Annotated in this window: 23 protein-coding genes and 1 other RNA gene; 9 read left to right on the forward strand and 15 right to left on the reverse strand. The window is 67.9% G+C overall.

The window, feature by feature from the left end:
* Positions 1–82: 82 nt before the first annotated feature.
* Positions 83–922: a carboxylating nicotinate-nucleotide diphosphorylase gene (gene nadC, locus ABD693_RS01155; protein WP_344695122.1), complete on the reverse strand. Its 840-nt coding sequence runs from the start codon at positions 920–922 to the stop codon at positions 83–85.
* Between the two features lie 32 nt (positions 923–954).
* Complete coding sequence (locus ABD693_RS01160) at positions 955–1,800, reverse strand: metallophosphoesterase family protein (protein WP_344695123.1); 846 nt, start codon at positions 1,798–1,800, stop codon at positions 955–957.
* A 113-nt stretch (positions 1,801–1,913) separates the two neighbouring features.
* Here ABD693_RS01160 and ABD693_RS01165 point away from each other — a divergent pair, with 113 nt between their 5' ends.
* Complete coding sequence (locus ABD693_RS01165) at positions 1,914–2,981, forward strand: phosphotransferase family protein (RefSeq protein WP_344695124.1); 1,068 nt, start codon at positions 1,914–1,916, stop codon at positions 2,979–2,981.
* An 18-nt stretch (positions 2,982–2,999) separates the two neighbouring features.
* On the opposite strand, the gene ABD693_RS01170 is transcribed toward ABD693_RS01165, so the two are convergent.
* The 8 genes from ABD693_RS01170 to ssrA all read right to left on the reverse strand — a co-directional run bounded on the left by ABD693_RS01170 (position 3,000) and on the right by ssrA (position 10,926).
* On the reverse strand, positions 3,000–5,168 hold the full coding sequence (locus ABD693_RS01170; protein ID WP_344695125.1) for a M3 family metallopeptidase: 2,169 nt from the start codon (positions 5,166–5,168) through the stop codon (positions 3,000–3,002).
* Between the two features lie 66 nt (positions 5,169–5,234).
* Positions 5,235–5,783 carry an NUDIX hydrolase gene (locus tag ABD693_RS01175; protein WP_344695126.1) on the reverse strand — a complete coding sequence of 183 codons (549 nt, stop codon included), beginning with the start codon at positions 5,781–5,783 and terminating at the stop codon, positions 5,235–5,237.
* Complete coding sequence (locus tag ABD693_RS01180) at positions 5,780–6,460, reverse strand: TPM domain-containing protein (protein ID WP_344695127.1); 681 nt, start codon at positions 6,458–6,460, stop codon at positions 5,780–5,782. The genes ABD693_RS01175 and ABD693_RS01180 overlap by 4 nt, the downstream gene beginning before the upstream one ends.
* On the reverse strand, positions 6,454–7,284 hold the full coding sequence (locus tag ABD693_RS01185; protein WP_425567236.1) for a TPM domain-containing protein: 831 nt from the start codon (positions 7,282–7,284) through the stop codon (positions 6,454–6,456). Before ABD693_RS01185 ends, ABD693_RS01180 begins: the two co-directional genes overlap by 7 nt.
* Positions 7,281–7,724: a TPM domain-containing protein gene (locus ABD693_RS01190; protein ID WP_344695128.1), complete on the reverse strand. Its 444-nt coding sequence runs from the start codon at positions 7,722–7,724 to the stop codon at positions 7,281–7,283. Before ABD693_RS01190 ends, ABD693_RS01185 begins: the two co-directional genes overlap by 4 nt.
* A 37-nt stretch (positions 7,725–7,761) precedes the next feature.
* The gene (locus ABD693_RS01195) at positions 7,762–8,349 is read right to left on the reverse strand and encodes a LemA family protein (RefSeq protein ID WP_344695129.1); all 588 of its coding nucleotides are present in this window, start codon (positions 8,347–8,349) and stop codon (positions 7,762–7,764) included.
* Positions 8,350–8,409: 60 nt separating this feature from the next.
* A complete protein-coding gene (locus ABD693_RS01200) occupies positions 8,410–10,464 on the reverse strand; it encodes an amidohydrolase family protein (RefSeq protein ID WP_344695130.1) in 2,055 nt (684 codons plus the stop codon).
* 94 nt (positions 10,465–10,558) lie between these two features.
* Positions 10,559–10,926: a transfer-messenger RNA gene (gene ssrA, locus ABD693_RS01205) on the reverse strand.
* Positions 10,927–11,019: 93 nt separating this feature from the next.
* On the opposite strand from ssrA, the gene ABD693_RS01210 reads away from it, so the two are divergent.
* The 3 genes from ABD693_RS01210 to ABD693_RS01220 all read left to right on the forward strand — a co-directional run bounded on the left by ABD693_RS01210 (position 11,020) and on the right by ABD693_RS01220 (position 12,784).
* Positions 11,020–11,310 (forward strand): hypothetical protein, encoded by a 291-nt coding sequence (locus ABD693_RS01210; RefSeq protein ID WP_344695131.1) that lies wholly within the window; start codon positions 11,020–11,022, stop codon positions 11,308–11,310.
* Positions 11,311–11,410: 100 nt separating this feature from the next.
* Positions 11,411–12,046: an NUDIX hydrolase gene (locus ABD693_RS01215; RefSeq protein WP_344695132.1), complete on the forward strand. Its 636-nt coding sequence runs from the start codon at positions 11,411–11,413 to the stop codon at positions 12,044–12,046.
* 27 nt (positions 12,047–12,073) lie between these two features.
* Positions 12,074–12,784, forward strand: a complete 711-nt coding sequence (locus ABD693_RS01220) for an extensin-like domain-containing protein (protein ID WP_344695133.1) — start codon at positions 12,074–12,076, stop codon at positions 12,782–12,784.
* Between the two features lie 78 nt (positions 12,785–12,862).
* On the opposite strand, the gene ABD693_RS01225 is transcribed toward ABD693_RS01220, so the two are convergent.
* Both ABD693_RS01225 and ABD693_RS01230 read right to left on the reverse strand, forming a co-directional pair.
* Positions 12,863–13,138: an SWIB/MDM2 domain-containing protein gene (locus ABD693_RS01225; RefSeq protein ID WP_344695134.1), complete on the reverse strand. Its 276-nt coding sequence runs from the start codon at positions 13,136–13,138 to the stop codon at positions 12,863–12,865.
* Positions 13,139–13,216: 78 nt separating this feature from the next.
* A complete protein-coding gene (locus tag ABD693_RS01230; RefSeq protein WP_344695135.1) occupies positions 13,217–14,020 on the reverse strand; it encodes an LD-carboxypeptidase in 804 nt (267 codons plus the stop codon).
* 47 nt (positions 14,021–14,067) lie between these two features.
* Here ABD693_RS01230 and ABD693_RS01235 point away from each other — a divergent pair, with 47 nt between their 5' ends.
* Genes ABD693_RS01235 through ABD693_RS01245 form a run of 3 tightly spaced genes read left to right on the forward strand, consistent with a single transcriptional unit; the run spans position 14,068 to position 16,341 of the window.
* Complete coding sequence (locus ABD693_RS01235) at positions 14,068–15,456, forward strand: UDP-N-acetylmuramate--L-alanine ligase (protein WP_344695136.1); 1,389 nt, start codon at positions 14,068–14,070, stop codon at positions 15,454–15,456.
* A gap of 10 nt (positions 15,457–15,466) precedes the next feature.
* The gene (locus ABD693_RS01240; RefSeq protein WP_344695137.1) at positions 15,467–15,838 is read left to right on the forward strand and encodes a hypothetical protein; all 372 of its coding nucleotides are present in this window, start codon (positions 15,467–15,469) and stop codon (positions 15,836–15,838) included.
* On the forward strand, positions 15,835–16,341 hold the full coding sequence (locus tag ABD693_RS01245; protein WP_344695138.1) for a 5' nucleotidase, NT5C type: 507 nt from the start codon (positions 15,835–15,837) through the stop codon (positions 16,339–16,341). The genes ABD693_RS01240 and ABD693_RS01245 overlap by 4 nt, the downstream gene beginning before the upstream one ends.
* Before the next feature lie 8 nt (positions 16,342–16,349).
* Here ABD693_RS01245 and ABD693_RS01250 read toward each other — a convergent pair whose 3' ends face one another.
* Together ABD693_RS01250 and ABD693_RS01255 are read right to left on the reverse strand one after the other, a co-directional pair.
* The gene (locus ABD693_RS01250; protein WP_344695139.1) at positions 16,350–16,901 is read right to left on the reverse strand and encodes a hypothetical protein; all 552 of its coding nucleotides are present in this window, start codon (positions 16,899–16,901) and stop codon (positions 16,350–16,352) included.
* Positions 16,902–17,105: 204 nt separating this feature from the next.
* Complete coding sequence (locus ABD693_RS01255) at positions 17,106–17,318, reverse strand: hypothetical protein (protein WP_344695140.1); 213 nt, start codon at positions 17,316–17,318, stop codon at positions 17,106–17,108.
* Between the two features lie 130 nt (positions 17,319–17,448).
* On the opposite strand from ABD693_RS01255, the gene ABD693_RS01260 reads away from it, so the two are divergent.
* Together ABD693_RS01260 and ABD693_RS01265 are read left to right on the forward strand one after the other, a co-directional pair.
* The gene (locus tag ABD693_RS01260; protein WP_344695142.1) at positions 17,449–18,690 is read left to right on the forward strand and encodes a sensor histidine kinase; all 1,242 of its coding nucleotides are present in this window, start codon (positions 17,449–17,451) and stop codon (positions 18,688–18,690) included.
* On the forward strand, positions 18,683–19,429 hold the full coding sequence (locus ABD693_RS01265; protein ID WP_344695143.1) for a LytR/AlgR family response regulator transcription factor: 747 nt from the start codon (positions 18,683–18,685) through the stop codon (positions 19,427–19,429). Before ABD693_RS01260 ends, ABD693_RS01265 begins: the two co-directional genes overlap by 8 nt.
* Here the strand turns inward: ABD693_RS01265 and ABD693_RS01270 are convergent.
* Entirely contained in the window at positions 19,426–20,715 is a 1,290-nt protein-coding gene (locus tag ABD693_RS01270; RefSeq protein ID WP_344695144.1) for a dicarboxylate/amino acid:cation symporter, read from the reverse strand. The genes ABD693_RS01265 and ABD693_RS01270 overlap by 4 nt on opposite strands.
* Between the last annotated feature and the right edge of the window lie 102 nt (positions 20,716–20,817).

Consider the following 20,817-nt stretch of genomic DNA (forward strand, 5'->3'; position numbering starts at 1 on the left):
AGCAGGGCTCCTTTCGTGTGAAGGCCCTTCTGCGCCCTTTCCTCTGACGTCCGTCTGAACCGTCCGGTCGGCTGCCGTTCAGCTAGCTCAGCGCGAAATCGAGCCCGATATCGACGGCCGGCGCCGACTGGGTGATCCGGCCGACCGAGATGAAGTCGACCCCCGTTTCCGCAATGCCGCGAATGGTGTCGAGATTGACCCCGCCCGAGGCTTCGAGCGGCACCCGGCCGGCGACGAGGGCGACGGCTTCGCGAAGCACCGGCGGCGGCATGTTGTCGAGGAGCAGGCGCTCGGCCCCCGCGTCGAGCGCGGGCTCGATCTGCGACACGCGGTCGACCTCGACCTGAATCTGGAGCCCGGCGTTTGCGGCCCGCGCGCGGGACACGGCCGCTTCGACCGAACCGTTCACCGCGACATGATTGTCCTTGATGAGCAACCCGTCGTCGAGCCGCAGCCGGTGGTTGTGCGCCCCGCCCATGCGCGCGGCATATTTCTCGAGGAGCCGTAGTCCGGGAGTCGTCTTGCGCGTGTCGAGCAGGGTCGCGCCCGTGCCGTCGATCGCATCGACATAGCGCCGCGCCAGCGTCGCGATTCCCGACAGGTGCTGGAGCGTGTTGAGCGCCGAGCGCTCGGCGGTCAGCATCGCCCGCGCATTACCCTCGAGCCGCATCAGCACCGTGCCGGCCGGCGCGCGGTCACCGTCGCTGACGTCGGTGGTGATCGTGACGTCGGGATCGGTGGCGCGGAAGAAGCGCTCGGCGAGGAACAGCCCGGCGACGACGATGTCCTCGCGGCAATTCATGGTGGCGGTGAAGCGGGCGTCGGCGGGAATGGTGGCCGCGGACGTCACATCGCCGCCGCTCCCCAAATCCTCGGCCAGCGTGCGGGAGACGAACTCGTCTGCGTCGAAACCGTCGATCATGAAGAGGCTCATGGAGCGGACCGCGGCGCCGCTCAAGCCTCCGCCGGATCCTTCAGCACCTGCGCGTGGCTCCAGCCGCCCTCCTCCTCGACGAAGCGCACGGGCTCGGCGGCTTCGAACCGGCTGCCGGTCCAGCGCTTGAGCCCGAGCGTCACCTCGTGCGCGGACACTTCGAGGATGTTGAAGCTCTGCTCCTCCTCGCGGGTCCGGACGCTGGTCGCGGTCCCGGCCTGGATCACGAGCGCGCCGCCCGCGCGCGTCACGAGATCGCGCGCATAATGGGTCGAGGCGCGGTGGTTGTGCCCGGCGAGGAGCAGGTCGATCCCGAGGTCGTTGACGACGTCGAGCGCGAGCTCCTGCCGACCGATCGCCTTGCCGAGGATGCCCGCGTCGTCGACCGGGAGCGCGAACAATGGATGGTGCGTGACGAGCACCTTGAGGTCGCCCTTGGGCGCGGCATCGAAATGCTCGCGCACGAAATCGATCTGCTCGCGGCTGACCTTGCCGTCCTTGATCGTCAGCGAGCGGGCGGTGTTGAGGCCGAGGACCGACGCGCCCGGCAACTGGTGCCAGGGGCAAAGCGTCCCATCGATGAATTTCTTGTAACGCGACAAGGGCGAGAGGAAGCGCCGGAGCACGTCGTAGAGCGGCACGTCGTGATTGCCCGGAACGGCAAGCACCTCGTGCCCCGCATCGCGCAGCCGCTCGAGGAACTGGCCCGCGCGCTGGAATTGCTCGGTCCGTGCGCGCTGGGTGAAGTCGCCGCTGATGATGACGAGGTCGGGCCTGGCGGCGTCGACCTCCTGCTCGACAGCACGGACGATCTCCTCGTCGTGCGCGCCGAAATGAAGGTCGGAAAGTTGTACGAGACTGGCCATGGCGCATCAAACCGCCGTCGACGCGAACAAGTTTCAGCCTTCTTGCCTTTCATTCGGCGGGCCGCGCAGTCTACGGGTGGGACGGTAATCACGTTCGGGACGACGGCTGACCCATGGATCGTACCACTGCCAACACCGGAACCCGCGACATCTCGGATCGCCTGCGCTTCGACGAGGCGCGGCTCGCCGAATGGATGGAAGCCCATGTCGCGGGCTTCGCCGGCCCGCTGTCGGTCAGCCAGTTCAAGGGCGGGCAGTCGAACCCGACCTACAAGCTCGACACGCCGACCGCCGCTTATGTCCTGCGGCGCAAGCCGCCCGGCAAGACGCTGCCCGGCGCGCATGCGGTCGAGCGCGAATATAAGGTGATGGCGGCGCTCGGACGCCAAGGCTTCCCTGTCCCGCGGGTCCATGCCTTGTGCGAGGACGAGGGCGTCATTGGCACCGCCTTCTTCGTCATGGACATGGTGCCGGGACGGATCGTCTGGGAAGCGCAGTTCCCCGACGTCGAGCGGTCGCGCCGCGCAGCGCATTTCGACGCGATGAACGCGACCATCGCGCAATTGCACAGCTTCGAGCCGGCGGCGATCGGTCTCGGCGACTATGGCAAGGCGGGCGGATTCGTCGAGCGGCAGGTCGCGCGCTGGTCGAAGCAATATCTCGCCGACACCGATGCCGGCCGGGTCGAGGACATGGACCGGCTCGTCGACTGGCTCGGCAAGCACCTCCCCGCCGACAAGGGCGACAGCCGGGTCGTCCACGGCGACTATCGCTGCGACAACATGATCTTCGATGCCGCCGCCCCGCAGGTCCGAGCGGTGCTCGACTGGGAGTTGTCGACACTCGGCGACCCCGAGAGCGACTTCGTCTACCATTGCATGATGTACCGGATGCCGTCGGGCATCTTCACCGGCCTCGCCGGACTCGACCTCGCGGCGCTCGGAATCCCGAGCGAAGAGGAATATGTCGCGGCCTACTGCCGCCGCACGGGCCGCGCGGGCATTCCGGCCTACGATTACCTGATGGTGTTCAACCTGTTCCGGCTGGCCGCGATCATCCACGGCATCAAGGGCCGTCTCGCCCGCGGCAATGCGTCGAGTGCGCATGCCGCCGAAAGCGCGAAGGCGCTCGAACCGCTCGCCGCCATGGCCTGGGCGCAGGCGGAAAGGGCGAGGCTCTAGGCCCCGCCCTCCCCTTCCTCAGTTGATCGGGAAACCGCGCCGCTTGAGCAGCGCTGTCACATCGGGGTCGCGCCCGCGGAACTGGCGATAGGCCTCGGCCCGGTCGGTCTCGTTGCCGGTCTGCAGGAGGATCGTCCGGAAGCGCTCGGCGACGGTCTTGTTGAATGGGTCGCCGGTTTCCTGGAACGCCGCCCAGGTGTCGGCGTCCATCGTCTCGGACCAGAGGTAGCTGTAATAGCCCGCCGAATAGGCGTCCGAGCTGAACAGGTGCCCAAACTGCGGCAGGCGGTGGCGCATCACCATCTCGCGCGGCATCTTGAGCTCGGCCAGCGTGGTGCGTTCAAACGCGTCGGGATCGACCTCGCCGCCCGGCAGCAGGTGAAGCTTCATGTCGACCAGCGCCGAGGACAGATATTCGACCGTCGCGAAGCCCTGCCCGAAGGTCGAGGCCTTCTCGATCTTGTCGACCAGCGCCTGAGGCATCGGCTGGCCGGTCTTGTAATGCTTGGCGAAGCGGTCGAGCACCGGCCGGGTCAGCAGCCAATTCTCGTTCACCTGGCTGGGATATTCGACGAAGTCGCGCTGCGCTCCGCCGAGGCTCGGATATTTCACGTCGACGTTGAGATAATGGATCGCGTGGCCGAACTCGTGGAACAGCGTCTTCGCGTCGCTGAGGCTGACGAGCACGGGTTCGCCGGGCGCCGGCTTGTTGAAGTTGTTGTTGTTGCTCGCGAGCACGATGTCGTCGCCGGTCAGCCGCGCGCGCGACCGGTAGGTGGTCATCCACGCGCCCGAGCGCTTGCCCTCGCGGCCATAGGTGTCGAGGTAGAACAGGCCGACAGTCTTGCCGCCGCGGGTGACCTCGAAGGTGCGCACGTCGGGGTGGAAGACGGGGACCGCCCCGGTATTTTCCTTGAACTCGAGCCCGTAGAGCTGGCCGGCCGACCAGAACATGCCCTGCACGAGATTATCGAGCTGGAAGTAGGGTTTGATTTCCTCTTCCGACAGGTCGTATTTCGCCTTGCGGACCTTCTCGTTGAAGTAGCGATAGTCCCACGGCTCGACCGTCTTCACGCCCTCGCGCCGGGCGAAGGGCGCCATGTCGGCGACTTCCTGGTGAACGCGCGCGACCGCCGCCGGCCAGACCCGCATCATCAGGTCCATCGCCCGGTCGGGCGTCTTGGCCATCGTGTCCTGCATCCGCCAGTGCGCATGGGTCGGGTAGCCGAGCAGGCGCGCCCGATCGGAGCGGAGCTTCACGATCTGCTTGATGATCGCGTTGGTGTCATTGGCGTTGCCATTGTCGCCGCGGTTGGTGAAGGCGGTCCAGACCTTCTGGCGGAAGGCGCGGTTGGTGCCGAAGGTCAGCACCGGCTCGACCGCCGAGCGGGTGTTGCGAATGGCGTAACTGCCGGGCGGAAGGCCCTTGTCCTTCGCGACGCTCGCCGCGACCGACTTCACGTCGGCGGGCACGCCCTTCATCTCGGCTTCGCTGGCGGCGGTGAAGCTGCCCTCGTCGGCAAGAAGCTTCGAATTGAAGTCGGTGAAGAGCGAGGCGAGCTGCTGGTTATAGGCCGTGAGCTGCTGCTTTTGCGCGGGATCGAGTTTGGCGCCGTTGCGCACGAAGCTCTCGTAGGTCCGCGTCAGGAGGCGCGTCTGAACAGCGTCGAGCCCGAGCGCGGCGCGGCCGTTATAGAGCGTCTCGATGCGCGCGAAGAGCTTGGGATCGAGCGTGATCTCGTCGCCCGCGGCGGAGAGCTTCGGGCTCCATTCCTTGCTCAGCGCCTGGACCTCGGGGCTCGACAGGTTCGAGGTGTAGACCCCGAAGATGCTGCCGACGCGGTCGAGCCGGCGACCGGCCTTTTCCATCGCCTCGATGGTGTTGGCGAAAGTCGGCGCTTGCGGATTGTCGGCGATGCTGCGGAATTCGCGGCGCTGTTCGTCGATCGCGAAGGTGAAGGCTTCGGGGAAGTCCGACAGCTTGACCTTGTCCCACGGCGGCACCCCGCCGAAGCCGCCGGTCCAGTCGGCCAGGAGGATGTTGTTGGGCACCGCGGGCGCGGGCGGCGCTACCGGCTCGGCGGCCGCTTCCGCCATCGGTGCGGCGGACGTGTCAGCGGGCGGCACGGTCGCGCAACCGGCGAGCAGGGGAAGGACCGAACCGGCAAGAAGAATGGGCAAGCGCATTGATGAGTGACCTCGAAAATGACGACATGCGCGCCTTCCACACGGTGCGGCCTGAACCGTCAATGGCTAGGCGTCGGGAATGCCCAATAGCGCAGGGCCGAGCGGGAGCAGCAGCTTGACGTCCATGGCGACGCCCGCCGCCCGCTTGTCGGCGACAAAGCCGGCAAGGTCGGATTTGGGGACGAGGTGGACGGTGATCTGCTCCTCGCCCGGCACCCCGCCGCCTGCACCGACCCGGCGGACGCCGTGCGCGCGGACCAGGGTGAAGCTTTCGCTCAGCATGCCGGGCGAGGCGTGGAAATCGCCGAGGCGCTCGATCCGCTCGGCGGTGAAGCCGGTCTCTTCCTCCAGCTCCTTGACCGCGGTCTCCTCGATCGTGGCACCGTCGCCGTGATCGCCGACGAGACCGGCCGGAAGTTCGAGGCACGGGCCGCCCAGAGGTGCGCGGTCCTGCTCGACCAGGATCCACTGCCCCTCATGTTCGGCGAGGATCACGACCGCGCGGATGCCGCCGGTGCGGCCGGCATATTCCCATTTGCCTTTGCGCAGCGCCTGGACGAAGCGCCCCGACCACATAGTCTCGGGCGGAAGATCGAGGTCGGGATCGCGGCTCACAGTTCGATCAGTTTGTCGGGGATTTCGTTGCGATCGTCGCCGGTCTTCGGGAAGTGACGGGTCAGCACCTCGCCGACCTCGCGCACGGCGAGGACGAGGCCTTCTCCCGGGTTGCCCTGGCGGATCTCGGCGATGAGTTCGCTCATGGCATCGCCCCAGCATTCGGGCGTGGTGACCTTGGTGACGGCCTCGTCCGCGACGATCTCGGCGCGGCGCTCGGCGAGCGAGAGATAGATGAGAACCCCGGTGCGGCCGACCGTGCGGCGCTCGGTTGCGGCGCGAAACAGGGCGATGGCGCGGCGACGGACCCGCCGGCCCTTGGTCGCGCCGGGGGTGAGCGCGAGCCGCAGCGGGCGCCATTTCATCACCAGCAGCACGGCGAGGAATTTGAGAACGACAAGGATCAGGACGAAGAAGAGGATCTGGCCGATGCTCGGCTGCACGCCCCAGCCGCCGAACAACCGGTCCCACATGCGGGCAAGAAAATCAGACTGCCAGGCGGCAACCGCGATGACGCCAAGCATCGCGGCGACCGCCCAGTGAAGAGCGACGTCGTGATAGCTGTCGCTGTCGGCGCTGACGATCGTCAGGATCTCGCCATCGCTGGTCGCCTCGGCCGCCGCGATCGCCTCGCTGACCCGCTGGTGGTCGCTGTCGTCGAGTTTCAGGGTCACCATGATCCGGACGCGCCTCCCCCGCCGAACGAACCGCCGCCGCCCGAGAAACCCCCGCCCCCGCCGATACCGCCGCCGCCGCCGAAGCCACCGCCTCCACCCCAGCCGCCGCCGCCGCGCGAGGAGCGGCTGATCGCGTCGAGACCCCAGAGCACGACCCAGGGGTCGATCCCGCCGCGGCGCTTGCCGCGATAGCGGCGGCCGCTCGCGTTGCGGGCGAAAGACAGGAAGACGAAGAGGATGACGAAGCCCCAGAAGATGAGCGGGGTGAGGTCGCCGCCGTTGTTCGACGGGCGGGGCCGGGCGGCATTGGCCTCGGCTTCCTTGACCCGGCGCGCGGCTTCCGCGGGGGACAGCTGCATCTGCTCGGCGATGGCATCGACCCCGGCATCGATGCCGCCGGGATAATCGTCCGCCTTGAAGCGCGGCGTGATGGCGTTGCGGATGATGACGCTCGACAGCGCGTCGGTCAGGAATACCCGCGCGCCATAGCCGGTCTCGATCCGCACCTTGCGCTCGTTGGGGGCGACGATCAGCAGGACGCCATCGTCCTTGTCCTTGTCGCCGATCGCCCAGGTGCGGCCGAGGCGATAGCCGTAATCCTCGATCGTTCGGCCATCGAGGCTCGGGAGCGTCACGACGACGAGCTGCCGCCCGGTCTGCTTGTCGAGCGCTTCCAGCTTGGCGGTCAGGCCCGCTTCCTGCGCGGGATCGAGGAGGTTGGCATTATCGACCACTCGGCCGGTGAGCTTGGGAAAGTCCTGGGCCACGGCCGGCACCGCCAGGAGCAACGCGAACAGGCAGGCGAGGAGATGGCGCAACTTCACTTGACCAACCCCTGCAAGCGGTCGAGTCCGCGGCCGATTGCGGCGCCGTAGCGCTGCTCACGCAGGTCCGGCAGGATCGCAGCGGCGACGAGCGCACGGTCGGCCGGCGACAATTCGCCTTCGAGACGCACGCTCGAGGCTTGCGGATCGATCAGCATCAGCAGCGTGCCGGGATTGGCGGTCTTGCCGCCAACGGCCCAGCCGACCCGCTCCATGCTGTCGCCGTTCTTGGGAACCACCGTCACGATCACCACCGCCTTCTTCTGGTTGGCCGCCAGCGCCGCGAGCCGCCCGGCGATCGCCTTCTCCTCGATCGGCGTGAGGACGTCGGCGGTGTCGATCACCCGGCCACGCAAAGCCCCGTCCGCGACGCGCGCCGGCTGCCCGGCGGCGGCCGGATCGCCCCCGGGCGGCGGCGACTGGCCGCATGCCGCGAGCATCGCGGCCGCAACCAGCGGGACGGGGAAGCGCACCGGCTTACTGGGCGTTGAAATCGACCGTCGGGGCCGCCTGCGCGCCGCTCGAGGCCTGGAACGGCACCTTGGGCTTGGCGCCGTAGAAGATCTTGGCGCCGACCGCGTCGGGGAAGGTCCGGATGCGGGTGTTATAGGCCTGCACCGCCTCGTTATAGTCGTTGCGCGCGACGAGGATGCTGTTCTCGGTTCCCTCGAGCTGCGACTGGAGCGCGAGGAAGTTCGCGTTGCTCTTGAGGTCCGGATAGGCCTCCTGCAGCCGCTGGAGGCTCATCGTCAGTCGGTTCTGCGCATCGTTGAAGGCGCCGACCTTGGCCGGATCGGACAGGTCGCCGGGCGCGAGTTGGATCCGGGTGGCACCGGCGCGGGCCTCGGTGACCTGCGTCAGGACGTCCTTCTCCTGCTTGGCATAGCCCTTCACCGTCGCGACGAGGTTGGGCACGAGGTCGGCGCGGCGCTGATACTCGCTCTGCACATTGGCCCATTTGGCGTTCACATTCTCTTCGGCGGTCGGCACCGAATTGATGCCGCAGCCGGCAAGGCTGACTGCGGCGAGCGGCGCGAGAAGGCCGAAGCGGCGAAGGATCGTCATGTTCTACTGGTCCCCTGAAAGCCCGTCAGGTGACTTACATAGATGGCACACTTTGCGCTTTCAATTGGCTCCGACCGGCGGTCCGCTGAATCCAGCCGCCTCACGCAGCGCCTGCGCGTCCATCAGCACGCCGTCGAGGACCACCTTGTCGACCTGCCGGAGGACCCGCAGGTCCTTCTCGGCGTCACCGTTGACGAGGATGAGGTCGGCGGTCTTGCCCGGCGCGACCGAGCCGACCGCCTTGTCCATGCCGACCATGCGCGCAGGCACGATGGTCGCGGTCTGGAGCGCCTCGACGTTGGTCATGCCGGCCTGCTGGTAAAGCTCGAGCTCACGGACCAGTTCAAGGCCGTAGCCGTCGGTCCCCGCGACCACCCGGACCCCGGCCTTGTGGAGGCGTCCGACGACGCCGACCATCTTGGCGAAGCTCTTCCGGAAGTCATCGCGGGTGACGTTGCCGAACAGGGGATAGCCCGCGATCTTCCAGGCGCGTGCCACCGCCGGCGGGGCGACCGGTGCATAAGGCGCATATTCGGGCGCAATGGCGGTGCCGTCCGAGGTCATCAGCGGCTCCCAGACGGTGAGCGTGGGATCGATGATCGTGCCGCGCTTCGACAATTCGGCGTAAAAGGCCTTCATCGCGGGCGAATCGAGGTCGACGTCCTTGCCATATTGCGCCGGTCCCTCGAGCCGGGCGGCCGTGTTGGCCTTGTCGACCACCGCCTGCGGCATCGCCTGCATCATGATGAAGTTGATGTGCGTGATTTCGTCATAGCCCGCGCGCACGGCGTCGAGTGGGCGCATGCCGGCGGGCACGTGGCCGTGGACGTGGAGCCCGAGCTTGTGCGCCTCTGCAGCGGCCGGCGCGATCCATGCCGGATTCATCGAGGTATAGAATTTGACACCCCACATGCCCGCCGCCTTGACCTTGCGGACGGCGGCAATGGCTTCGGCTTCGCTGCTGACGGTGAGCGCACCCTGCGCGGCGAGCGGGTCCTTGCGGTCGATGATCACCGACACCTTGCCGTCGGGTGCAAGCAGATCGCCCGCGGCGCGGCGCTTGAAGATGCTTTGCGCGTCCTCGATCAGCGAGCCGGGGCTGCGGTAATTGGTGATTCCGGTGGCGAGATTCTGGATCAGCTCGAAGTCGTCGCCGCCGACGTGGCGGTGCGAATCCCACAGGCCCGGCAGGAGCGTCTTGCCGCGCCCGTCAATGATCCGTGCCCCGGCGGGCGCCTTGAGCGAGCCGGCGGCGCCCACCGCCGCGACCTTGCCGTTCGCGACCAGGACCGCTCGGTCAGCGAGATAGCGGCCGCCGACCGAATCGAACAATTTGACGTGGTCGAACAGGACGGGCGCGCTGTTCTCCTTGGCGAGGAAGCGCCGCGATATGTCCCGGACGAGCTTGGCGGTCTCCTCTTCGCCAATGGCTTTCAGGCGCTCGGCATTGGCCTCGTAGCCGGCGGGCAGGATGCTGATCTGGCCGGCCGAGCCGAAGAACTTGTTGTCGGCGGTCAGCCAGTAGGGCCGTGGCGAGAGACCGAAGCCTTCGACAAAGCCGAGCCTGACCGTTTCCGGACCCTTGGGTCCCGTGATTTCGACCGAGCGGACGATCCGCATCCGTCCCTTGCCGCCGGGAAGGAGCTCGATTCCGCGTTCGCCCGCGGCCAGGAACGCACCCTCCTGGTCGACCCCGTCGAACCATGGGCCACCGTAGCTGCTGTAGCGCTTGGTTCCGAACGGAGCGGAACCACTGTCGACCGCGGTCTTCCAGGTGGCGATCCCGTCGGGTCCGACCTTGAACGTCTCGCTCGCGTCACCGCTGTCGGTATAGCCGCGAACCTCCATGGCGACCGGCCGGCCGTCGGACCCGAGCGTCGCGACCTCGTCGACCTCGGTGATCCAGCCCCTCAAGGACATCGACATGCGCGAGGCAATCCGACCGTCGGGCAAGGTCCAGACCCAATTGTCGCCGTGCTTGCCGGCCTTGGACGTGATGGTGAAATGGCGAGCGTTCGCCGGGGGCACGAGCAGCTGTTCCTTGGGAACGGGCGCCGCGGCCGCCGAAATCGATGCGCCGGCCAGCAGCAGCGCGCAGAACAGCATTTTCACCATGTCCGATTCCCCCGAAAAATCAGGAGAAATCTGTCACAGATCGTCGGTCGGTGAAAGTGGGAGGCTTCTGTTGCCCGGTGCCTCCCGTACCGCTGGAATCCCCTTCTGTTGCCCGGTGGGGTCCAACCGCGCTTAAGCTTTGTAACTTCTGACCTTTAGGCCGTCAGTTACGCAGCAATCGCGAGCGCCTCGTTATCGTTGGCACTTGTGAGAATGACGGTTTTAGGGCCTGTCCAAGCCCGCTGGCAGTAGATCCTTTACTACACCCGTCGATCCTGTTTCGCCCCCATCAGCAACGGCGTGCGACAAGGGCTCCCGCTAAGGCCCGTCACGCCGCTGCTGGTGGAGGCGCCGGGGTACTGCCCCCCGGGTCCGAAGTGCTTATTTCAACCCACACTCTACCAGCATAGTCGGTTGCCCGACCCTCCCTATCTAGGTGATCGGCTCGTCGATTCCAAGGAAGGAGTGAGGGAACCGCGACGAACGGGCTGGCGTTTGGCCGCGTCAGGCGGGTAGGATAAATCCGCCAACCATAACGATACGGGGAGTCCCATCATGAAGAAGATCCATTTCGCGCTCGTCGGCGCTGCTTCGCTCGCGCTCGCAGCCTGCGGCGGCAAGGGCGACGATTCGCTGGGCGAGAACGTCCAGGAGAATTACGAGAACGCCGCCGACAACATGGACGCGATGGCCGACAACACCGCCAATGCCGCCGAGGCCGACAGCCTCCGCAACCAGGCTGACGCGCTGAAGGCCGAAGGCGATCGCAAGGAAGACGCGATCGACGACGCCGACGTCAACGCGCAGAACGGCGCCGAAGCTGCGGCGGCCGTCAACGCCATGTAATGCGGCGCATCGCTCGCTTGAGCGGTGCACGCACCAGGAAGGCCGGTCCCTCGTGGGGCCGGCCTTTTCTTTTGGGGCCGCGACGCGCAAGGCGGCGGCGATGAGCGATTCCGAAGCCATCCCCGCCGCGACCCTGATCGTGATGCGCGACCGGCCCGGCCTCTTTCCTGAGATCGTGATGGTCGAGCGGCCCCGGACCATGGCCTTCGCCGGCGGTGCGATGGTGTTCCCGGGCGGTCGGATCGATTCCGACGACCATCAGGGCGCGACCGGTCTCGAACAGGCCGCGATCCGCGCCGCGGTGCGCGAGACGGCCGAGGAGACGGGCCTTGCCGTCGACGCCGCGCAACTCGTGCCCTTCGCGCGGTGGCGGCCGGACAATGTCAGCCACCGGCGCTTCGACACCTTCTTCTTCATCGCTCCCGCACCCGACGATTCCGGACCGCTCTTGCCCCAGCCCGGCGAATGCGAGCGGGCAATCTGGACCACCGCCGAGGCGATGCTGGACGACGTCCGGAGCGGCTCGGCCCGCGCGATCTTCCCGACCATCCGCAACCTCGAGCGGCTCGCCCAGTTCGCGAGTTTCGCGGACGCGCGGCATCATGCGCTCGCGCATCCGGTCGAGGTGATCAGCCCGTGGATCGAGGAAGCCGACGGCGAGCGCTGGCTCACGATCCCCTCGCACCTCGGCTATCCCGTCACCCGCGAACGGCTCGATATCGCCCTTCGCGCCTGATTCCGCCCGAGCGGCGTTCAGCCCGCCATGCTCTTTGCGATCCGTGTCTTCGTCATCACCACCATTCTCGCCGTGCTCGTGATCGAGCTCGCCGGCTGGATGCAGCGGCACCGGCAGGACCTGCCGTGGACCGAGGTGGATCTGCAGGCCCCGCCCGGCCGCTTCACCGCGGGGCGGATCGCCGAACTCGGGAGCGATCCGCCGCGCTGCCGCGCGATCCTCGCCCGCGACGGCGGGATCAGCCGCCCTGCCCCCGACCGCCTCGTCGGCAACGAGTGCGGCTACCGCGACGGAACGAACCTCCGGCTGGCTTCGATCGGGCTTTCCCCGGCCGGAGTGGTCTCGAGCTGCCCCGTCGCCGCCGCGGCGTTCGTCTGGGAAGAGGCGGTGCAGCGCGAGGCCCGGGTCCGATTCGGGTCGCCGGTGGTGCGCCTACTCCACGCCGGCAGCTTCTCCTGTCGCCGGCTCTACGGCCGCTCGGAAGGGGCGTGGAGCGAACATGCGACCGCCGACGCGCTCGACGTGCTGGGCTTCGTGCTGGAAGACGGGCGGACGATCTCGGTGCTTCGCGACTGGCCGGACCAGGGACCCAAGGGCACCTTCCTGCGCGGGGTGCGCGACGCGGCGTGCCGCTCGTTCACCACCGTCCTGTCGCCCGACTACAATGCGGCGCACCGCGACCACCTGCACCTCGACACCGCCGATCGCGGCGCCGGCGGCTGGCGCGCCTGTCGCTAGCCAAGTCGTTGTTATAACACGAAAAAAGGGGCCCGCCTGAGCGGCGAGCCCCTTCAAACTCCAGCGCTGTGGAAGCGCTTACGAGAGATGCTTCGACAGGTGCTTGTTCATCTCGAACATGGTGCAGCGATCCTTGCCGAAGATCTTCTTCAGCTTGTCGTCGGCGACGATCTCGCGCTTGTTCTGCGGGTTCTGCAGATTGTTCTTGCGGATGTGATCCCACACCTTCGACACGACCTCGCTGCGCGGCAGCGGATCCTTGCCGACGATTTCCGCGAGATCCGGCGACGGAGTCACCGGACGGGCCAGACCGCCCCCTGCCTTACGCCCAGTCCCGCTCGCTTCTTTAGCCATGTGGCCCTCCTGTTGTTTCGCCACAGGGGTAGAGCGCAAACTCAAAGGCTCCGCAAGAGGCTCCCAAGAGAGAGGCGGTCAGGCGTGGCGCCGGGGAAACGGCACGATCCTGTTGTGGGCATCGTGACCGATGTCCGCTCGTCCGCCGAAGGACACGCCGGCCTCCGCGCACCAGCGCCGCGCCACGGCCTCGACGTCGCTGCCGAAGGGCCGGTCGTTGGCGCGTTCGAGAACCCGCCCCAGGCGCAGCTGCCGGACCTTCGCAAAGCCCGGCTGGCGGCTGACGTGGAACAGGAAGCGGTCGATCCGGTAGAGTTCCTCGTCGAGTTCTTCGATCAGGAGCTCGGCGCTCGTGAAGTCGGGTTCGAGAGGGGTTCCCATGAGGCTCGACAGGACCACGAGGTTGAAAGCGAAGGCCGGACCGTCGAGGCCGGGCTCGAGGGCCTCGCCATTCCCTTCGAACCAGTCGAGCGCCCGGCCGATTGCCGCCTCGCCGCCGTCACGCGCCACGTCCTGCACCATCGGGCCATGAGCGACCGCAAGGCCGGCCTTGTGGAGCCCGGCGAGGAGGAAACCGCCGTCGCTGTAGCCGAGGAAGGTCTTGGACCATGCCGCCGAGGGGACGTCGGCCATGGCCGCCTCGGCGATCCGGTTGGAGCCGTAGCCGCCGCGCGCGAACCATACCGCCTCGACGCTTTCGTCGGCCATGACCTCGCGCAGTGCCGCGAGACGCGCCGCGTCGGATCCCGCGAAATGGCCGTCTTCGAGAAAGCATTGTGGATGGATGGCGAGCTCGTGCCCGCGCGCCGCCGCAATGTCGGTCACGCGATCGGCCGCCTCGCGTTTCAACGGGCAACTCGGCGCCACTACCGCAATCCTCATCGTGCCTCCGATTGCCACTTCTTCCGCCCCTCAATAGGGCGGTCGACATGACGGCTTCCAGTTACTTCTTCTGCGGCGTCGGCGGCAGCGGCATGCTCCCCCTCGCCTGCATCGTCCGCTCGGGCCGGTCCGAGGTGGCGGGGTCCGACCGCGCGCTCGACGCCGGCCGGCTCGCGCCCAAGTTCCAATTCCTCCGCGCGCAGGGGATCGATCTCTTCCCGCAGGACGGGAGCGGACTGCACGCGGGCATGACCCTCGTGACCTCCGCTGCGGTCGAGGCGACCATCCCCGACGTCGTCCGCGCCCGCGAGCTCGGCCTGCGACACGTCACCCGCCCCGAGTTGCTCAGCGAACTTCTCAACGCGGCGGCCCGCAGCGTTGCGGTCGGCGGCACGTCGGGCAAGTCGACCGTCACGGGCATGATCGGCTGGATCCTCCATGCGCTCGGCCACAACCCGACGGTGATGAACGGCGCGGTGATGAAGAACTTCGTCTCGGCCGACACGCCTTTCGCCAGCGCGCTTGTGGGCGACCCCGACCTGTTCGTCAGCGAGGTCGACGAGAGCGACGGCTCGATCGCGCTCTACCGGCCGACCGTGGCGCTGCTCAACAACGTCAGCCTCGACCACAAGGAAATGGACGAGCTGCGCGCGCTGTTCAGCGGCTTCCTCAAGGCTGCCGACCGGGCGGTGATCAACCTCGACGACGCGGAGAGCGCGGCGATCGCCAGGGACCTTGAAGGCGCGATCGGCTACGGCTTCGAGGCCGACGGCGCGGTCCGGGGCGACGCGCTGGTGCTGGACGCGCAGGGCAGCCGCTTCACCGTCGGGGTCGATGGGACGTCGGTCGAGGTCCGCCTTCCCCTCCCCGGCCGCCACAACGCCTCGAACGCGCTGGGCGCGCTGGCGGCAGTGCATGCACTCGGGCTGCCGATCGCCGATGCGGCGGCGGCCCTTGGCACCTTCTCGGGCCTGCGGCGGCGGCTCGAGACCGTCGGGACCGCCGCCGGGGTCACGGTGATCGACGATTTCGCGCACAATCCTGACAAGATCGCCGCGACGCTGGCGACACTGACCGGATCGGCCGGCCGCCTACTCATATTCTTCCAGCCGCATGGCTACGGCCCGCTCGCGAAGATGGGCGAAGAACTGAGCCAGACCTTCGCCTCGGGGATGCGGGAGGGAGACCAATTGTTCCTCTCCGACCCCGTCTACCAGGGCGGGACGGTCGACCGGAGCCGCGGATCGGACTGGCTGGCGCAGGCGATCGTCGCGGCGGGCGGTGCGGCCGAGCATGTTCCCGAGCGCGCCGCGATCGGCGCGCGGCTCCTCGACGAAGCGCGGGCCGGCGACCGGATCGCGATCCTCGGCGCCCGCGACGACACGCTCAGCGAATTCGCGGCCGAGCTGCTCCGGAACCTCGACGCCCAGGGCTGATTGAAGCGGGATGACCGCATCGTCTCCCTTCGCCGGCTGGAAGCTCGATCGTGCCGAGCGCGACGCCCTGCTCGAGCAATTCCCGCCCCGCTACGCCAATGCGGTGGCCGACCACGTCACGCAGCAGCTCGATCCGACGACGCTTCCGCCCGAGGCGAAGATCGTGATCGTCGGTCGCACCGACGACGATAACGGGGTCGAGGCGATGGTGGTGACGGTCGGCGGGACGGTCGATCGGCCTGACGGCTCGACTTACCACATCACCTGGTCGCTGGGCGAAGGCCGGCGCGCGATCGAGAGCAACGACGTGCTCAAGGAGCGCGGCTGGAAGGAGCTCGACCATCCGGTGCCGGTGACGGCAATTCCCGCCCGGATCTCGTGACGGGCCGCCCCAAGCTCTTTCTCGACTGCGACGGGGTGCTGGCCGATTTCGATGCCGGCGTCCGGGGCCTACTTGGCGTGACGGCTGACGACTATGAGCGGCGCCATGGCCGGGGCAGCTTCTGGCAGAAGCTTGCCCGGGCGCCGGATTTCTACGCGTCCCTTCCCAAGATGCCCGACGCCGACCTGCTGTTCGAAGCCGTCCGGCATTTGAAGCCGACCATCCTCACCGGCCTCCCGGTCGGCAAATGGGCCGCGTCCCAGAAAGTCGCCTGGGCCGCCGAGCATTTTCCCGGCGTGCCGGTCATCGCCTGCATGGCGCGCGACAAGCATCGTCACATGACGGGCGCGGACGTGCTGGTCGATGATAGCGAGCGGCATCGGCAGGCGTGGCTCGACGCGGGCGGGATCTATGTCCTGCATCGCAGCGCGCGTCAGAGCATCGCCGCGCTGGCGAACATCTATCCCGAGGTGATCAGCCCGGCCACCGACCGGGCTGATTGACGTGACGGTCAGGCCGCTTCGGCGACGTCGACCTTCTCGACCCACTCCGGCCAGAAGACCGGCTCGCGGTTCGACCAGCCGGGCGCGGTCGCCGCGCTTTCGCTGATCGACTGCAGCAGGACGCGGCGGCGGTCAGGATGAAGATGTGGCAGCGCCGCGGCAGCGCAGAAGGCCGCCGGAAGCCACGAGCGCACCCCCGCTCCGAGCAGTCGCTCGTAAAGGAAGCGATAGGCGGCGAAGTTCGGCAGGCGATCTTGGCCGAGATCGAAGGCGGTGATCGTGATCAGCAGGCCCATGAACGGGTCGATCGTGTCGAGCCCGCTGTCGTCGGGGACCTGCAGCCGGAGCGCGTCGAGCTGCTTGTAGAGCTGGCCCTGCGCCCGGATCGAGGCGGCTTCGCCTTCGTCGCGAGCCCAGCAGCTAAGCGCGTCGCGGCGGCCGAATGCGATGTCGAGACTGCGGCGGATGTAGCGCTGCGTCGCCTTCGGAAAGGCCGCAAACTCCTTCATCTCGCTCAGCAGTAACGCTCCACCGGCGGGCTGCGTCGAACGCGTCGTCATGGCTCCCAGCTCCTTACACCCAGGGTCTGAAAGTGCATGATCAAGCGTTGCCAATCGCTTAACCATCGACCCAACCCCGGTTCATATTGAAACCGGTTCGTGAGTCGATTGCACGACTTTTCGCAAACGCCAGCGAGTTGCAGGACAGCTGTCACCATCCTGCAACGCCGCGATCATCTCACCTTGACGGTGAGATGAGTGTCGTCAGTCCGGAAAACCCGAGGACGGAACCGGTTCGTCGCCGTCGCCGGGCTGGCTGGTCGAGGGCGGGTCCGACGCGTCCATCGACTGGTCGCTGCCGACGTCGACCTTGGCGTCATTGTCCTCTGGATTGCGCTTCAGTTTCTGCTCGAGTTCCTGTTCCGGGTCGCCGGAAAGAACCGGCGGCGGCGCGTCTTGGCGGTGGTCGTCGGACATGGGAAATTCCTTTCGGCCGCATAACGGACGCGGCTGGCAGGCGTTCCGCTTCGACGAGGGCGCCTCACCTTTCGCCGAGCGGCGCCGCCCCGCTTGCAAGAACGGGCGGGCGGGGTCACGCTCCAGCCCCATGAACATGCCCATCGCCGCCGACCTGCTCGAACTCCACGACCACAGCTCACGCGGCCGCTTCAGCGATTGGCGGATGGCGCTCAAGACGGTTCTCGGCTTCTGGGCGATCTACGTGGTGACCGTCGTCGCCCGCGCCTTCCTCGGCAGCGATCCCACGACCATCCTCCTCAACAAGGTGCTGACGCTGGCGGTCGGCCTGGTCCTGACGGTCCTGCTCTACCTTGCCATCGCCCTCCTCGCCCCCGGCTCCTCGATGCGTCGCAAGGCGGTGGTGGCGGGCCTCGGCTCGGTCATCGCCTGCGTGGTGCTCGCGAGCACGCTCGTCCTGTCGGAAGGCCGTCAGCGCACCAGCAAGGAGGAATTCCGCTTCCAGGCCCGCGAGGGCTTCGTCGTCGTTCAGAAGGGCGACCAGGTCCGGATCGAGCGCAATGCGGCCGACCCGGTGGTCGTCACCATGCCGCGCCTCCAGGACCTCAAGCAGCACGACCAGTTCCGGATCGCCGCCGACGCCGCGGTGGTCTGGCTGTTCTTCTTCGCTGCCTGGTCGGCCGTCTATCTCGCCGCCGTCAGCCAGCGCCAGGCGCTCGAGCTCCAGCAGCGCGCCTCCGCTGCCGAAAGCGCGGCCAATCTCGCCCAGGTCCGGGCGCTGCGTTACCAGGTCAATCCGCACTTCCTGTTCAATACGCTCAACAGCCTCTCGAGCCTGGTCATCAGCGGCCGCCCGGAAGAGGCCGAGGCGATGATCCTCAAGCTGTCGAACTTTTTCCGGACCAGCCTGTCGCTCGACCCCACCGCCGACGTCAGCCTCGCCGAGGAGATCGAGCTCCAGCGGCTGTATCTCGAGATCGAGAAGGTCCGCTTCCCGCGCCGGCTCAAGGTCGTCATTGACGTGCCCGACAGCCTGACCAGCGCGCGCCTGCCCGCACTCGTCCTTCAGCCGATCGTCGAGAATGCGATCAAATACGGCCTTGGCCGGACCCGCGACAAGGTGACGCTCAAGATCACCGCCGAGGAGCCGCTGCCCGGTCGCCTGCGGATCGAGATCAGCAATTTCGGCGGGACCGTGCTCAAGACCCCGCGCCAGTCGTCGGGCGGCGCCGGCACCCGCGTCGGCCTCGCCAACGTCGCCCAGCGCCTCCGGGCGCGCTTCGGCCGCGCGGCGGGGATCGAGCATGGACCGCTGCCCGAAGGCGGCTACAAGGTCGCCCTGACCATGCCGGTGACACGACACGATGGATGATGCGCCCCTGAAGATCCTGGTCGTCGACGACGAACCGCTCGCGACCGAACGACTGCAGCTTCTGCTCGCCCGCATTGGCGGGGTCGACCTTGTCGGCACGGCGAGCGATGGCGAGGCGGCGTGCCGGATGGCCGAGGCGCTGTCGCCCGACCTCCTCCTGCTCGACATCGCCATGCCGGGCATGGACGGGATCGACGTCGCCCGCGAGCTTTCACGGCGGGCCGATCGACCCGCGGTCGTGTTCGTCACCGCCTTCGACCAGTTCGCGGTTTCGGCCTTCGAGGTCGAGGCGGTCGACTATCTGGTCAAGCCGGTCGAGACCGTCCGGCTCGAACGCGCCCTCGAACGCGCCCGCGCCCACATCGAGCGACGCGCCAACGCCACCCAGCCGACCGCGGTGGCGGGCAAGCATCTCGACGAATTCTGGGCCTCGGACCTGACCGGTCTGGTCCGCATCCGCTCGGTCGACATCGACCGGATCACCGCTGAGCGCGACTATATGCGGCTCCACGTCGGCCCGCGCAGCTGGCTCATCCATCACAGCATGGCCGCGCTCGAGGAAGGACTCGATCCCGGGCTGTTCGTGCGGCTGCACCGCTCGGCGATCGTCCGGCGCGACTATATCGCCGGCTTCCACCGCAACGTCTCGGGCCGCTGGATCGCGCGGCTGGCGGACGGGAGCGAGCAGCCGGTCGGGCGGCTCTACGCCGACAGCGTCCGCGCCATCGCCGGGCGCTAGGCGGGGGCGTCCTCCCGCCCGGCCACCGCGCCGGTCACCGCCACGTCGAGGACCACGTTGCCGAGCGTCCGGAAGGTGTCGGGAATGGTCTCGAGCGCGAGCAGCAGCGCGAGCGGCTCGATCGGGACCCCGAGCGCGATGCTGATCGGCGCGATCGAAGTGACGAAGCTGATCTGGCCCGGCAGGCTGACCGCGCCGAGCGAGGCCATGGCCGCGACCGCGATCCCGGCCGCATAGCCGGTCGGCGTGATGCTGACCCCGAGCCAGTGCGCGACATAGAGCGCGACACCGATGTTCATCGCCGGCCCGGTCGAGCGGAACAGCGCGACCGCGAGCGGCAGCACCACGTCGGCATCGCGCTCCTTGACCCGCAGGTCGGCGGCCGAGCGGAGCATAGCGGGCAAGGACGCGAGCGAGGAGCGGGTCGACAGCGCCACCGCCATCGGCCCGGCAATCGCCTTGAAGAAGGCACCCGGCGCGAAGCCCGCGACGAAAATCGCGATGCCGAAGCCGATCGCGGTGAGGATGATCCCCAGCAGCGAGATGATGATGACGTAGTGGACGACCGCGCCGAGTGCCGAGCCGCCTGCCCCCGCCCCGACCGCAAAGGCCAGGGCAAGCACGCCGATCGGCGCGAGCGCGAGGACCCAGCCGATCACCAGCAGCATCGTGTCCGCGACGCCCTCGAAGAAACCGAGCACCGTGCTTCGGCGCGCGGAATCGACCCGGGCCAGCGCGAAGGCGAAGACGGTGGTGAAGAAGACCAGAGGCAGGATCTGGTCGTTGGCCGCCGCGCCGATGGGGTTGGGCGGGATGATCGTCTTGAAGAAGTCGGCCACGGTCGGCACCGCCGCCGCGGTCGCGCTTTGGTCGACGCCGGCGAGACCCGCCTGAAGCGCTTGGGCGGCCGCTTGCGGCAGCGGCCAGACCGCGAGAAGCGCCGGGGTCACCACCGCGCCGAAGATCGCCGAGAAAATGTAGAAGCCGACGAACCAGGCCACGGCCTTCGCCGCCAGCCCGCCGGCGCGCGCCGCGTCCGCACCGCCGACCACGCCGACCACCAGCAGGGCGACGATCAGGGGGATGACGGTCATCCGGAGCGCGTCGAGCCACAATCCGCCGATCAGGCCGGCCGCCTGGACCAGCGGTTCCTTGATCCCGTCGCCAAGGCCGGCGGTGACTATCCCGAGCACCAGGCCGACGACGAGCGCGGCCAGCAGAACAAGTGCGCTTCTGCCCCCGCGCGGCGGAGACTCGGCTCCGGCGGATGCGGTCCGTTCGGTCATCAATCGGATACTCCAGGCGCGAGCACGCCCGCGTTGACTAGCCAGCAGCGTGCGGCCTGCCAAGCGCAGCCCTCGCTCCACCTCATTAATTCACCGTCGCCT

Source organism: Sphingomonas rosea (genome assembly GCF_039538065.1).
GTDB lineage: Bacteria > Pseudomonadota > Alphaproteobacteria > Sphingomonadales > Sphingomonadaceae > Sphingomicrobium > Sphingomicrobium rosea.

Bases quoted from the DNA above. Each gene is read 5' to 3' on its own strand.
- ABD693_RS01170 (WP_344695125.1), bottom strand. From the start codon at position 5,168: ATGCGCTTGCCCATTCTTCTTGCCGGTTCGGTCCTTCCCCTGCTCGCC.
- ABD693_RS01255 (WP_344695140.1), bottom strand. From the start codon at position 17,318: ATGTCCGACGACCACCGCCAAGACGCGCCGCCGCCGGTTCTTTCCGGC.
- ABD693_RS01260 (WP_344695142.1), top strand. From the start codon at position 17,449: ATGAACATGCCCATCGCCGCCGACCTGCTCGAACTCCACGACCACAGC.
- ABD693_RS01240 (WP_344695137.1), top strand. From the start codon at position 15,467: ATGACCGCATCGTCTCCCTTCGCCGGCTGGAAGCTCGATCGTGCCGAG.
- ABD693_RS01190 (WP_344695128.1), bottom strand. From the start codon at position 7,724: ATGCTCGCGGCATGCGGCCAGTCGCCGCCGCCCGGGGGCGATCCGGCC.
- ABD693_RS01160 (WP_344695123.1), bottom strand. From the start codon at position 1,800: ATGGCCAGTCTCGTACAACTTTCCGACCTTCATTTCGGCGCGCACGAC.
- ABD693_RS01230 (WP_344695135.1), bottom strand. From the start codon at position 14,020: ATGAGGATTGCGGTAGTGGCGCCGAGTTGCCCGTTGAAACGCGAGGCG.
- ABD693_RS01215 (WP_344695132.1), top strand. From the start codon at position 11,411: ATGAGCGATTCCGAAGCCATCCCCGCCGCGACCCTGATCGTGATGCGC.
- ABD693_RS01250 (WP_344695139.1), bottom strand. From the start codon at position 16,901: ATGACGACGCGTTCGACGCAGCCCGCCGGTGGAGCGTTACTGCTGAGC.
- ABD693_RS01225 (WP_344695134.1), bottom strand. From the start codon at position 13,138: ATGGCTAAAGAAGCGAGCGGGACTGGGCGTAAGGCAGGGGGCGGTCTG.
- ABD693_RS01210 (WP_344695131.1), top strand. From the start codon at position 11,020: ATGAAGAAGATCCATTTCGCGCTCGTCGGCGCTGCTTCGCTCGCGCTC.
- ABD693_RS01235 (WP_344695136.1), top strand. From the start codon at position 14,068: ATGACGGCTTCCAGTTACTTCTTCTGCGGCGTCGGCGGCAGCGGCATG.
- ABD693_RS01265 (WP_344695143.1), top strand. From the start codon at position 18,683: ATGGATGATGCGCCCCTGAAGATCCTGGTCGTCGACGACGAACCGCTC.
- ABD693_RS01165 (WP_344695124.1), top strand. From the start codon at position 1,914: ATGGATCGTACCACTGCCAACACCGGAACCCGCGACATCTCGGATCGC.
- nadC (WP_344695122.1), bottom strand. From the start codon at position 922: ATGATCGACGGTTTCGACGCAGACGAGTTCGTCTCCCGCACGCTGGCC.
- ABD693_RS01200 (WP_344695130.1), bottom strand. From the start codon at position 10,464: ATGGTGAAAATGCTGTTCTGCGCGCTGCTGCTGGCCGGCGCATCGATT.
- ABD693_RS01180 (WP_344695127.1), bottom strand. From the start codon at position 6,460: ATGGTGACCCTGAAACTCGACGACAGCGACCACCAGCGGGTCAGCGAG.
- ABD693_RS01220 (WP_344695133.1), top strand. From the start codon at position 12,074: ATGCTCTTTGCGATCCGTGTCTTCGTCATCACCACCATTCTCGCCGTG.
- ABD693_RS01195 (WP_344695129.1), bottom strand. From the start codon at position 8,349: ATGACGATCCTTCGCCGCTTCGGCCTTCTCGCGCCGCTCGCCGCAGTC.
- ABD693_RS01270 (WP_344695144.1), bottom strand. From the start codon at position 20,715: ATGACCGAACGGACCGCATCCGCCGGAGCCGAGTCTCCGCCGCGCGGG.